Source organism: Rhizobium sp. YAF28 (assembly GCF_052113285.1).
Lineage (GTDB): Bacteria > Pseudomonadota > Alphaproteobacteria > Rhizobiales > Rhizobiaceae > Rhizobium.
The window spans coordinates 116,937-129,966 of the sequence record NZ_JBFRCX010000006.1 but is presented as its reverse complement, the minus strand read 5'-3'; the positions used below and the strand labels follow the sequence as shown (position 1 = coordinate 129,966).

Annotated in this window: 9 protein-coding genes and 1 pseudogene; 8 read left to right on the top strand and 2 right to left on the bottom strand. The window is 60.1% G+C overall.

All coding sequences use genetic code 11. The annotated features are described in order from the left end of the window. Nucleotides 1–24: 24 nt before the first annotated feature. Nucleotides 25–2,400 carry a ComEC/Rec2 family competence protein gene (locus AB4Z13_RS15170; protein ID WP_442206256.1) on the top strand — a complete coding sequence of 792 codons (2,376 nt, stop codon included), beginning with the start codon at nt 25–27 and terminating at the stop codon, nt 2,398–2,400. Here AB4Z13_RS15170 and lexA read toward each other — a convergent pair. Beyond that, entirely contained in the window at nt 2,381–3,106 is a 726-nt protein-coding gene (lexA, locus tag AB4Z13_RS15165; RefSeq protein ID WP_007822432.1) for a transcriptional repressor LexA, read from the bottom strand. The two genes, AB4Z13_RS15170 and lexA, sit on opposite strands and share 20 nt — an antisense overlap. Nucleotides 3,107–3,301: 195 nt before the next feature. Between lexA and AB4Z13_RS15160 the strand changes: the two genes are divergently transcribed. Further along, nucleotides 3,302–4,189, top strand: a complete 888-nt coding sequence (locus AB4Z13_RS15160) for a VOC family protein (RefSeq protein ID WP_439014883.1) — start codon at nt 3,302–3,304, stop codon at nt 4,187–4,189. Further along, nucleotides 4,186–5,034 carry a 3-deoxy-8-phosphooctulonate synthase gene (gene kdsA / locus AB4Z13_RS15155; RefSeq protein ID WP_439014884.1) on the top strand — a complete coding sequence of 283 codons (849 nt, stop codon included), beginning with the start codon at nt 4,186–4,188 and terminating at the stop codon, nt 5,032–5,034. The genes AB4Z13_RS15160 and kdsA overlap by 4 nt, the downstream gene beginning before the upstream one ends. Before the next feature lie 13 nt (nt 5,035–5,047). Here the strand turns inward: kdsA and AB4Z13_RS15150 are convergent. Further along, nucleotides 5,048–6,848, bottom strand: a pseudogene (locus tag AB4Z13_RS15150) (methyl-accepting chemotaxis protein). 475 nt (nt 6,849–7,323) lie between these two features. Between AB4Z13_RS15150 and eno the strand changes: the two are divergent. The 5 genes from eno to AB4Z13_RS15125 all read left to right on the top strand — a co-directional run bounded on the left by eno (nt 7,324) and on the right by AB4Z13_RS15125 (nt 13,026). Beyond that, the gene (gene eno, locus AB4Z13_RS15145) at nt 7,324–8,598 is read left to right on the top strand and encodes a phosphopyruvate hydratase (RefSeq protein ID WP_037106212.1); all 1,275 of its coding nucleotides are present in this window, start codon (nt 7,324–7,326) and stop codon (nt 8,596–8,598) included. A gap of 145 nt (nt 8,599–8,743) precedes the next feature. Further along, complete coding sequence (locus AB4Z13_RS15140; RefSeq protein WP_007822443.1) at nt 8,744–9,064, top strand: FtsB family cell division protein; 321 nt, start codon at nt 8,744–8,746, stop codon at nt 9,062–9,064. Nucleotides 9,065–9,210: 146 nt separating this feature from the next. Then, nucleotides 9,211–10,257 (top strand): pyruvate dehydrogenase (acetyl-transferring) E1 component subunit alpha, encoded by a 1,047-nt coding sequence (gene pdhA, locus AB4Z13_RS15135; RefSeq protein ID WP_113322839.1) that lies wholly within the window; start codon nt 9,211–9,213, stop codon nt 10,255–10,257. A 15-nt stretch (nt 10,258–10,272) separates the two neighbouring features. Further along, nucleotides 10,273–11,661, top strand: coding sequence for a pyruvate dehydrogenase complex E1 component subunit beta (locus AB4Z13_RS15130; protein WP_442206255.1), 1,389 nt, complete (start codon nt 10,273–10,275; stop codon nt 11,659–11,661). Nucleotides 11,662–11,676: 15 nt separating this feature from the next. Further along, on the top strand, nt 11,677–13,026 hold the full coding sequence (locus AB4Z13_RS15125) for a pyruvate dehydrogenase complex dihydrolipoamide acetyltransferase (protein ID WP_439014887.1): 1,350 nt from the start codon (nt 11,677–11,679) through the stop codon (nt 13,024–13,026). The last annotated feature ends 4 nt before the right edge of the window (nt 13,027–13,030 follow it).

The following is a 13,030-nucleotide window of genomic DNA, read 5'->3' as shown; positions in this document are numbered from 1 at the left end:
CAAGAGCAATCCATTGATGAAAAGATGGATTTTGCTGGCATTGCCCCGCGCGCCATTGTGACGCAATCGGCTCGGACCCAGGTTGCGATCCCATTTCGATGGCGATTGGTGACTGTTGCGAAACGATACGTCGGGTCGTCGATGCGTATGGCCACCGAAGAGGCCGGCCACGGTCGCCTCATCCTCTTCTCTCCGGTCTTCCTTGGTGCAGGTGCCGCGACCTGGTTTCTGGCGGCCTCGGACTTTCCGGCCGTGTCGCTCGGTCTCTGCCTGCTTGTTCTCCTTATTGCCGTTGCGCTCTGCGGTTATGCCCGGACGAAACTGCAGGCGACGCTGCTTGCTCTACTTCTTTTTGCCGGTGGAATGCTCTCCGCGCAGATCGAAACATGGCGGGCAAAGACCCTGATCCTCGATTCAGCCGTAACGACAACGGTGACCGGCCGGATCGAACGCCGAGAAGGCGATGGCCAAGGGCGCTGGCGTTATATTCTTGACGTCACCGGTACGGATGCTCCTGAGATCAAGCGTCCGCCCGAACGCATCTCCGTGCTGGTCCGCGGAGCCGCCCAGCCGTTCGAACTCGGCGACGTCATCGAGGGCAGGGCACGTCTCACGCCTCCGGCGGGGCCGGCGCTCTCCCACCTCAATGATTTTGCCTTCAGCGCCTATTTTGACGGCATCGGTGCCAACGGCTTCTTCTATGGAGTACCCAAGAGGGTTGCGGAACAGCCGGAGCGATCGAACTCGGTCGGTGAGGCAATTCTGGAGTCGCTCTACCGCCTGAGAAGCGGCATCGGCGATCGGATTCGCTCCACACTACCCGGCGACACCGGGGCTTTTGCCGCCTCCCTCGTCACGGACGAGAGACGGGCGATCTCGGATGAAACGACGGAGGCGCTGCGGCAGTCCGGCCTTGCGCATATCATCGCGATCTCCGGCCTCAACATGGCGCTTTCCGCTGGCATCTTCTTTGTCGGGCTGCGCGTCATTCTCAGTCTTTTTCCCGGCATTGCCCAGGCGTGGCCAACCAAGAAGATCGCGGCGGCCGGTGCGCTTGCTGCGGTGACGGCCTACTATCTGATCTCGGGTTTTGCCGTCTCCGCCGAACGCGCCTTCATCATGATGGCGATTATGCTGGTTGCGGTCTTCTTCGACCGGCCGTCGATCAGTCTCAGAAACGTGGCGCTATCCACTCTCGTGATCCTCGCGGTCTCGCCATCGGAGGGGCTAGGGCCGAGTTTCCAGATGTCCTTTGCCGCAACGCTTGCACTGGTCGCCGGCTACGACCTCTGGAAGGGGCGGCCGATGCGGGAGAATGCCTTTGCCAAGCTGCCGATCATGAAGCCCTTCTTCATGGTTGGTGGCTTCTTCGGTGGCGTTTTCCTGACGTCGCTGATCGGTGGTTTCTCGACGGCGCTGTTTTCGATCGAGCATTTCCACCGGCTGACTGCCTATGGCCTGCCGGCAAATCTCGCGGCCATGCCGGTCATCACCTTCATCGTCATGCCGGCCGGGATGCTGGCAATGCTGCTGATGCCGTTTGGTCTGGACGGCTGGCTATGGCCGGTGGCAGGCTTCGGGCTTGATCTGGTGATCACCATCGCAAAGGCAGTAGCGGGGTGGGGCGGCAACATAGATGTAGGCCGCTTGCCCGGCTGGTATTTCCCGACCGCCGTTTTCGGATTTCTGCTGCTGACCCTGCTCAGAACCCGGCTGCGGCACATGGGAACGGCAATTGTCGCGGTCTCGACGCTCGCTGTTGTCCTTCTTCCATCGGAGGCGATGCCCGATATCGCTATCTCCGAAGATGGCAGCCTGGTCGCTATAGTCGATGGAGAGGCGATGGCTTCGAACCGTGAAAAGCCGCCCGCCTTCATCTTCGAACAATGGCAGAGGGCCCTTGCCGTCGAAGAGCATCAGAAGCCAGTTATGCTTCAAGCTGCCAAGGCGCCCACTGCGCCTGATGGTCAAAGACTGCAACTGTCACCCGACCAACAGAATGAAGCCAGAGAGGCAATGAGACAGGCAGTCGCCATTAGCCCGCCGTCACGCTTCTCCTGCCTGAAGGGCGCCTGGTGCACCACTTTGCTCGTCAATGGAAAGAAACTGACCGTCATCGACAATGCTGCCTATCTCGGACCAGCCTGCGATACGGCTGATATTGTGGTGACCCCTGTCCGATTGCGCTTCGACCGCTGTCGTTCCGGCGCGCTGCTCTTTACCGGCGAGACGCTGCGCAAGACAGGTTCTGTCGAACTTCGATTCACCGATAAGGGAATTGAGGTCGCAACCGCATTCGACACATTGGGGCGACCCTGGATGCGCCACCGCGCCTATGATTGGCGCAGTAACACATTCGCAGACGCCAATCTGTCACCGGTCAGTGATAGCGGCGAATGAGGCCGACGAGCTTGCCCTGGACCTTGACGCGATCCGGCGGAAAGATGCGGGTCTCGTAAGCAGGGTTTGCTGCCTCGAGCGCAATCGATGCGCCCTTGCGGCGGAAACGCTTGAGCGTTGCTTCCTCGTCATCGACGAGCGCGACGACGATATCACCCGGATTGGCTGTGCTGCCATTGCGGATGATGACCGTGTCGCCATCGAAGATGCCGGCTTCGATCATCGAGTCGCCGCGAACTTCCAGCGCATAATGTTCACCGGAGCCAAGCATATCGGCGGGAACGGTGATGTCATGCGTATTGTTCTGGATTGCCGAGATCGGAACACCGGCGGCGATGCGGCCCATGACGGGAACGGAGACCGCATTGCCGTTATCGGCAGCGGGTGCTGGCTTCGCCGAGGCAGGAGGCGCCACGGGCTGGGGCTTGCCGAGGCTGCCCTCGATGACGCTCGGTGAAAAGCCGCGCCGAGGCTGCAGGCTCGGGCTGTAGGCTTCCGGCAGTTTGATGACTTCGAGCGCGCGCGCCCGGTTCGGAAGCCGGCGAATGAAGCCGCGTTCTTCGAGCGCCGTGATCAGCCGGTGAATACCGGATTTCGAGGCCAGATCCAGTGCGTCCTTCATCTCGTCGAAAGACGGTGGAACGCCTGACTCCTTCATCCTTTCATGAATGAAAAGAAGGAGTTCCTGTTGTTTGCGCGTGAGCATGGCGTCTCCCCAGTCTTGAAACAAATCCAGAACGGACACTATATGTTCCATATGTGTTCCGCAAGTAGCTAAATTTTCGTAAAACTTCTGTTCAATCTGTCGAGAATTTGATTTTTATCGCCCTTAGGCCTGTCTGGCCTTGTTTCACGAGACCTGCTGAAGCACATCTCCTTGTCACTGCTGGGAGAAGAACCGATGAGCCAAGACACGCTTCCGATCGATCATCTCGTTTTGCCGGTTACCGATATCGACCTTGCCCGCGAAAGGCTGGGCAAGCTGGGCTTTACCGTCGCGCCCGATGCCCGCCATCCCTTCGGCACGGAGAATGCCTGTGTTTTCTTTGCCGACAAAACCTATATCGAGCCGCTCGGTGTCGCGAGCGTCGAGGAGAGCGAGGTGACGGCACGTGAGGGCAATGTCTTCACGGCTCGCGATCAGGCTTTCCGCTTCCGCTGCGGCAGCGAGGGACTGTCCGCCATCGCCTTCGCCACCGCGGATGCAAAGCACGAACATGCTCGATTCGTGGAGGGCAGCATCAGTGCCGGTTCTGTGCTGCAGTTCGAACGCCCTGTGAAAATGCCGGATGGCACTGAGAGCATTGCCGGCTTCCGGCTCGCCTTCGCTGCCGACCTCCGGGCACCGGATTTCTTTCTCTTCGCTGTCGAGCGCATCAACCCGCTTCCTGCCGACCGCAACGTGCTGGAGACCCACGCCAATGGCGTGACAGGCATTGCCGAGATCGCTCTCGCAGCCCCCGAGCCGACAGCCTTCGGCGACTTCGTTCGCTCGGCGGCAAAAGCCGCTTCTGCTGGCGATACGAGTTTCGGGCTGGAGGTGCTTACCGGAAACGCAAAGATCAGCCTGATGACCCCGCAGGGGCTGGAGGCCTATTTCGATCTGGCGACGCCGGATATCGATCGCGGCCTGGGCGGCCGGGCAATCCTCTTTGCGGTTGGCGATCTGGCCGTGACAGAAGCGCATTTGGCTGCTAACGGGGTGACCTACACACGCAAGGGCAACCGTATTCTGGTGAAGCCCGCGCCCGGCCAGGGCGTGCTCTTCGCTTTCGAGGAAACATCATGAGCTCTACTACCAACTCCGTGGTGACGGTCGGCGAAGGCGCCGGCAAGGTCACTTTCTCCAATGCCGGGCGCCTGTCGCTGATTGCCGGCGCTTGCGAAATGGAAAGCCGCGACCATGCGTTCATGGTTGCCGGCACGTTGAAGGAACTGTGCGCCAAGCTCGGTATCGGGCTCGTCTATAAGACGTCTTTCGACAAGGCGAACCGCTCTTCCTTGTCGAGCAAACGCGGCGTCGGCCTTGAAAAGGGCCTGGAGGTTTTTGCCGATCTCAAGAAGGAACTCGGCATTCCGGTTCTGACCGACATCCACACTGAAGAACAATGCGCCGAAGTGGGCAAGGTCGTCGACATCCTGCAGATACCGGCCTTCCTGTCTCGTCAGACGGATCTCCTGGTGGCTGCGGCAAAGACCGGCCGCGTTATCAACGTCAAGAAGGGCCAGTTCCTGGCGCCTTGGGATATGAAGAACGTGCTCGGCAAGCTGAACCAGAGCGGCAATCCGAACATCTTGCTGTGCGAGCGCGGCGCTTCCTTTGGTTACAATACGCTGGTCTCCGACATGCGTTCCCTGCCGATCATGGCAGCAACCGGCGCCCCCGTTATTTTCGACGCCACGCATTCAGTCCAGCAGCCTGGCGGGCAGGGGGAAACCTCCGGCGGAGAGCGGCAGTTCGTGGAAACGCTGGCGCGTGCAGCCGTTGCCGTCGGCGTTGCCGGCATCTTTATCGAAACCCATCAGGATCCGGATAACGCGCCCTGCGACGGGCCGAACATGGTCTATCTCAAGGACATGCCGCGGCTTCTCGAGAAGCTTCTCGCCTTCGACGCGATCGCCAAGGCCGCCTGAACGGCAGGCAGCATCAGGCTGCCGCGCGGGACGGGCGCCTTTCCTCCAGTGCGAAGCGGGAGAGCATGCGCCCGAGATGGGACGCCTCGTTGCCGAGCTCCTGGCAGGCGGCGTTTGTCTCCTCGGCCATCGCCGCATTCTGCTGTGTCACCTGATCCATACGGTTGACGGCAGCGTTGACCTCGACGAGCGCGACCGACTGTTCTGAAGACGAGCGCACGATCGCTTCGGTCAGCGCCGTCACCTGCAGCACCTGGCGGTCGATATCGCCGAGTGCCTCGCCGGTGCGGTTGACAAGTGCCACGCCCGCGGAGACCTGCCGCGACGACGTCTCGACGAGAAGCTTGATCTCCTTGGCGAGATTGGCGGAGCGGCCGGCAAGCTCGCGGACTTCCTGAGCTACGACGGCAAAGCCTTTCCCTGCGTCTCCGGCGCGTGCTGCCTCGACGCCCGCGTTGAGCGCCAAAAGATTGGTCTGAAAGGCGATCTCATCGATGGCGTTGATAATATCGCCGATCCTGACCGCTGATTCCTCGATCTTCTCCATGGCGGTAACCGCTTCGCGAACGATCTCGGCGGAATGCGCGGCACTCTCCTTCGTGGCCAACATCATCGCATTGGCTTCCTGGGCCCGCTCCGAGGAGTTTTTCACCGTAACCGTGATCTGATCCAGCGCCGAAGCCGCCTGTTCGAGTGAGGCAGCCTGACTCTCGGTACGCTGTGCCAGATCAGTGGTGCTGAGTGCGATTTCGCGCGAACTGTCGCCGACCGTATTCGTGGCGGCATAGATGTCCTTCATGGCATCGGAAAGAATGATGATGCTGGTATTGAAGGTCTCGCGAAGCTTCTCATAAGTGTTGGCGAACTGCTCGTCGAGACGCACGGTCAGGTCGCCGCGTGAAAGACGCTCCAGGCCGGCGCTCAGGCTTTCGATGACGCGCTGGCGCGTGGCATTCTCCACGCTCTTCGATGCGTCGAGTTCTGCATCGCGGCGCATCTGTGCCTGCCGTTCCTCGTCCTGGTGCGCGCGGATGGCGTTCCGTTCTTCCGCCGATTCGCGAAAGACCGTGACTGCGCGCGCCATTTCTCCGATTTCGTCGGATCGTCTGACATAGGGAACTTCGCGGGAATAGTCGCCGCTCGCGAGGACCGCCATGTAGTCGCGCATCGCCGATAGCGGCACGATCGCGCGCCTGCGGAACATGTAGAGCCCGCACGAAGGAAAGCGCGGCGGCGGACAGCGTAACGGCGGAGAGCAGTTCCGTCTGTTCGGCAGCCTGCTTTTCGGCATCCGCCTGGAAGGCGTTCGCCATCGCCACGAGTTCGTTCACGGCCTTTTCGTGAACATGAAAATTCGTCGCAAGCTTGAGGAGCGCCGGTTCGACGGCGGCCTTGTCGCCCTTGAGTATTGCAGGCACCGCCTCCTCATCCATGACTTGCCAGAAGGCGTCGCCCCTGACGAGAACGTCATCGAGAAGCTTGCGCTTGAGATCGGCGCTGAGCGGCGTTTCTGACCAATATTTGCGGCGGTCTTCATAAGCCGGCTTCAGAACCGTTCGGATGCGTTCGATATTGGCCGTTGCCGAGGCCGGCTGCTCGACGGCTTCGAGCGCGAGCATGTAGGGTTCGATGACATAGAGCGGCGGCGGGAGAATATCGGCGACGAGATCCTTGCCATAGATGATCTGCTTATACATCAGTCCGTTCACGCGAAGCATGTTGAACGCGTAATTCTGCAAGCCGATGGAGGTCACCAGTCCGAGGATGACAACGGCACCGAAAATGGCAAGGCTGCGTGCAATATTGAGTTTCATCTGTGCCTCATATGAAATGCCGCCAAGAGAGTCGATAAAATCCCGTACTGGTTGTTTTTGGAGGGGGCCGCAGCTGTTCATTCCAGCCGTTCCGTATTTGCCTGAGTGGCCGAAACGACCGACTTTTGAGGGCCTCTCCCAAGCTTTCAAAATTAAACCGGGATGGTTACCGAAGGCTGAAATCAAAGGGCGAGAAGCCGTCCAAAATTGGGGCTGTTGCAGGAATTTTCAGCCGTGGGTTGCTGCCAACGATGGTGGCTTGCCAACATTCCGCCCGGATAAACAGTTTATCGTCTTTCGATGGATGGGATATGCTGGCCGGCGACTGCCGTTCCCTTCAAAACCCTGACATGATTGTGCTATAGGCCACGTCTGATGCGCTGCCCGAACGTGCAAAATTGCGGCATTGTAATTTGCGCACCTTCGATTAAGACGGTTTCAAACGATTTATCCACCCACCGAGCAGGAAAAAACCATGACTGCAATTACCGATATCATCGCCCGCGAGATTCTTGATAGCCGTGGTAACCCCACCGTCGAAGTCGATGTCTATCTCGAAGACGGCAGCATGGGCCGTGCGGCTGTTCCCTCGGGTGCCTCGACCGGCGCGCATGAAGCCGTCGAACTACGTGACGGCGGCAAGCGCTACCTGGGCAAGGGTGTCGAAAAGGCCGTCGAAGCCGCCAACACCGAGATCTTCGACGCCATCGGCGGCATCGACGCTGAAAACCAGATCCAGATCGACAAGATCATGATCGAGCTCGACGGTACGCCGAACAAGTCGCGCCTTGGGGCCAACGCCATCCTCGGCGTTTCGCTCGCTGTTGCCAAGGCCGCCGCGGAGGCTTCCGGCCTGCCGCTCTACCGTTATGTTGGTGGCGCTTCGGCCAGCCTGCTACCGGTTCCTATGATGAACATCATCAACGGTGGCGCACATGCCGACAACCCGATCGATTTCCAGGAATTCATGATCCTGCCGGTTGGCGCAGACTCTATCCGTGAAGCTGTCCGCATGGGCTCGGAAGTCTTCCATACGCTGCGCAAGGAACTCGCCGCCCAGGGCCACAACACCAATGTCGGCGACGAAGGCGGTTTTGCCCCGGGCCTGAAGAGCGCTCCGGAAGCCCTCGACTTCATCATGAAGTCGGTTGAGAAAGCCGGCTACAAGCCGGGCGAGGACATCTATCTCGGCCTCGATTGCGCCTCGACGGAATTCTTCAAGGACGGCAAGTATGTGATGGAAGGCGAAGGCCGCACGCTCGAACCGGGCGCAATGGCCGAATACCTCGCCGAACTCGTCGGCAAGTACCCGATCATTTCCGTCGAAGACGGCATGGCAGAAGACGATTGGGAAGGCTGGAAGACACTGACCGATCTCGTCGGCAAAAAGTGCCAGCTCGTCGGCGATGACTTGTTCGTCACCAACTCGGCTCGCCTGCGTGACGGTATCCGCATGGGCGTCGCCAACTCGATCCTCGTCAAGGTCAACCAGATCGGCTCGCTGACGGAAACGCTCGATGCCGTCAACACCGCGCACAAGGCGGCCTACACTGCCGTGATGTCGCACCGCTCGGGCGAAACGGAAGATTCCACGATCGCCGATCTCGCAGTTGCCACCAACTGCGGCCAGATCAAGACCGGCTCGCTGTCGCGCTCGGATCGCCTTGCCAAATACAACCAGCTGATCCGCATCGAAGAAGGTCTCGGCCCGCAGGCTCAGTATGCCGGCCGCTCCATCATCCGCGGCTAATACGAACTGATAAATCAGTCATTTGGAACCCGCGCTCCGGCGCGGGTTTTTTGTTGAGTCTGCCCGTGGTGGGCTTTGAGTCAACGAACGGTTAATCTCTGCGCGGTAAATTGAAACGATTGGTAATGCGTTAGAGCATGCGTGTATGTGGACAAAGCATCATAAGAAGAGAAAGACTGGCCGCTTCGTCATTCCGGCCATGACGGTCGCCTTCCTTTCCTATTTCGGTTATCATTGCATTCACGGTGACTATGGTCTGCGTGCGACGGAGGCGTTCGAGCGCCAGCGTGTCGCGCGTGAGAAGGAATTGGCTGTGCTGAAGGTTAAGCGTGAGCATCTGGAGGCGCAGGTAGCGCTCCTGAGTGACGGCTCGCTGGACAAGGATATGCTCGACGAAAAGGCGCGATATCAGCTCAACATGTCGCGCGCGGATGAGATTGTCATTTACAATCACTACCGCAATTAACCGAATTTGGGTTAATCAAAAATTCCTGTTATTTATCAATAATTTACCTGCGAATATGAGCCATGCAATTATGGCATTGCTGTGGTCATTTTTCTTCCCTATGGTACGCGCCACCTGAGAACCGATAAACCCATAGGGAGGGTTGAATGGCGTTGCGCAAAACCGCGACCGTTTCCAGCCGCAAAAACAGTGCGAAATCCGCAGCCAAGGCATCGAACGGTGGTCCTATCGCCGATTTCGATCGCGACGAGGAGCTGAAGGCCTATCGCGAGATGCTGCTCATCCGCCGTTTCGAGGAAAAGGCGGGCCAGCTTTACGGCATGGGCTTCATCGGTGGTTTCTGTCACCTTTACATCGGCCAGGAGGCTGTCGTCGTCGGCATGCAGATGGCGCAGAAGGAAGGCGATCAGGTCATCACCGCCTATCGCGACCACGGTCATATGCTGGCTACCGGCATGGAAGCACGCGGCGTCATGGCTGAGCTGACGGGGCGTCGCAACGGCTATTCCCACGGGAAGGGCGGTTCGATGCACATGTTCTCCAAGGAGAAGCATTTCTACGGCGGTCACGGCATCGTCGGCGCGCAGGTGTCGCTCGGCACCGGTCTCGCCTTCGCCAACCGGTACCGCGGCAACAACTCTGTCTCGATTGCCTATTTCGGCGACGGTGCTGCCAACCAGGGTCAGGTCTACGAGAGCTTCAACATGGCTGCTCTCTGGAAGCTACCGATCATCTACATCGTCGAAAACAACCGTTATGCCATGGGCACGTCGACGGCTCGCGCGACGGCTCAGTCGAACTATTCGCTTCGCGGTTCCGGCTTCGGTATCCCGGGCGTCCAGGTTGACGGCATGGACGTTCGCGCCGTCAAAGCTGCTGCCGATGAGGCGCTCGAGCACTGCCGCTCGGGCAAGGGCCCGATCATCCTTGAAATGCTGACCTATCGCTACCGCGGCCACTCCATGTCGGACCCGGCGAAGTATCGCACCAAGGAAGAAGTGCAGAAGATGCGCTCCGAGCAGGACCCGATCGAGCAGGTTCGCCTGCGCGTGATGGAAAAGGGTTGGGCGACCGAAGACGATCTGAAGGCGATCGACAAGGAAGTCCGCGACATCGTCGCCGACAGTGCCGATTTCGCCCAGGCCGATCCGGAGCCGGATGCATCCGAACTCTACACCGACATTCTGCTCTAATCGGGGAGGGAACCCATGCCTATCGATATCCTCATGCCCGCCCTCTCTCCGACGATGGAAGAAGGCACGCTGTCCAAGTGGCTCAAGAATGAAGGCGACAAGGTCACGTCCGGTGACGTGATTGCCGAAATCGAAACCGACAAGGCGACGATGGAAGTCGAAGCCGTCGATGAAGGCGTCATCGGCAAGCTGCTGGTTCCGGCAGGCACCGAAAACGTCAAGGTGAATGCCAAGATCGCCATCCTGCTGCAGGATGGCGAATCCGCCGACGCGATTTCCGCCGCTCCGGCTGCCACTCAGCCGGCTCCGGCCGCCGCGGCGCCTGCTGCCCAGGAAGAAAAGCCGGCTGCAGCTGCTGCTCCGGTTCCGGCCGAGCCCAAGGCTTTCGTGCCGAACGACCCGGAAATTCCTGCCGGTACCGAGATGGTGTCGATGACGGTGCGCGAAGCCCTTCGTGACGCCATGGCCGAAGAAATGCGCGCCGATGACAACGTCTTCGTCATGGGCGAGGAAGTTGCCGAATACCAGGGCGCCTACAAGGTCACCCAGGGTCTTCTGCAGGAATTCGGCGCTCGCCGCGTTATCGATACGCCGATCACCGAACACGGCTTCGCCGGCGTCGGCGTCGGTGCTGCCATGGCCGGCCTGAAGCCGATCGTCGAGTTCATGACCTTCAACTTCGCCATGCAGGCGATCGACCAGATCATCAACTCGGCTGCCAAGACGCTCTATATGTCGGGCGGCCAGATGGGTGCCCCGATCGTTTTCCGCGGCCCGAACGGTGCTGCTGCCCGCGTCGGCGCCCAGCACAGCCAGGATTACGCGGCCTGGTATAGCGCGATCCCCGGCCTGAAGGTTGTCATGCCCTACACGGCATCCGACGCCAAGGGTCTGCTCAAGGCCGCGATCCGTGACCCGAATCCGGTCGTCTTCCTCGAAAACGAAATTCTCTACGGTCAGCATTTCGATGTACCGAAGCTCGATAATTTCGTTCTGCCGATCGGCAATGCCCGCATCCACCGCCCGGGCAAGGATGTCACCGTCGTCTCCTTCGGCATCGGCATGACCTATGCGACGAAGGCGGTTGCTGAACTCGAAAAGCTCGGCATCGATGTCGAACTGATCGATCTGCGCACGCTTCGCCCGATGGATCTTCCGACCGTGATCGAATCGGTCAAGAAGACAGGCCGTCTGGTCACCGTCGAAGAAGGTTATCCGCAGAACTCCGTTGGCACCGAAATCGCCACCCGCGTCATGCAGCAGGCCTTCGATTACCTCGATGCGCCGATCCTGACGATCGCCGGCAAGGACGTTCCGATGCCTTACGCCGCCAATCTCGAGAAGCTCGCGCTTCCGAATGTCGGCGAAGTGGTCGATGCGGTGAAAGCCGTTTGCTACAAATAAGGGGAGGGCCTTTCGATGCCGATCAATATCACGATGCCCGCCCTCTCTCCGACCATGGAAGAAGGCAATCTGGCCAAGTGGCTGGTCAAGGAAGGCGATAAGGTCAAGTCCGGCGATGTGATCGCTGAGATCGAGACCGACAAGGCGACGATGGAAGTCGAAGCCATCGACGAAGGCACCGTTGCCAAGCTCGTCGTTCCGGCTGGCAGCGAAGGCGTGAAGGTCAACGCCCTGATCGCCGTTCTCGCCGCCGATGGCGAAGATGTCGCCGCCGCCGCAAGCGGTGCCGGCTCCGCCGCTCCGGCGCCGAAGGCTGCGGTTGCTCCGGCACCAGCCGAAGCACCGAAGGCTGAGACAGCACCCGCTCCGGCACCGGCAGCTCCGGCCCCCGCCCCGGCTGCCGCCTCCTCGGCTGGCGCTCGCACCTTCTCTTCGCCGCTTGCTCGCCGTCTCGCCAAGGAAGCCGGTATCGATATCTCTGCCGTTGCCGGCACCGGTCCGCATGGCCGTGTCGTCAAGAGTGATGTCGAAGCTGCTGCTGCCGGTGGTGGCGCCAAGGCCGCTCCGGCTGCTGTTGCTGCCCCGCAGGCTGCTGCACCGGCTCCGGCCGCTGCCGCTCCGAAGGGCGCTTCGGATGAAGCCGTGCTCAAGCTCTTCGAGCCGGGCTCCTACGAGCTCGTGCCGCATGACGGCATGCGCAAGACGATTGCCCGTCGCCTCGTCGAATCCAAGCAGACCGTTCCGCACTTCTACGTTTCGGTCGATTGCGAACTCGACGCGCTAATGGCGCTGCGTGCGCAGCTGAACGACGCCGCTCCCCGCAAGGACGGTGCTCCGGCCTACAAGCTTTCGGTCAACGACATGGTCATCAAGGCCATGGCTTTGGCACTGCGCGACATTCCGGATGCCAACGTCTCCTGGACCGAAAATGCCATGGTCAAGCACAAGCATGCCGATGTCGGCGTGGCTGTCTCGATCCCTGGCGGCCTGATCACCCCGATCGTCCGCAAGGCTGAGGAGAAGACGCTATCGACCATCTCCAACGAGATGCGCGATCTCGGCAAGCGCGCGAAAGATCGCAAGCTGAAGCCTGAGGAATATCAGGGCGGCACGACCTCGGTCTCCAACATGGGAATGATGGGCGTGAAGAACTTCGCAGCCGTCATAAACCCGCCGCATGCGACCATCCTCGCAGTCGGCGCGGGGGAGCAGCGCGTCATCGTCAAGAACGGCGAAATGGCGATTGCTACGGTCATGACCGTGACGCTCTCGACTGACCATCGTTGCGTTGACGGTGCTCTCGGTGCTGAGTTGCTGCAGGCCTTCAAGGGCTACATCGAAAATCCGATGGGCATGCTGGTCTAAGCAG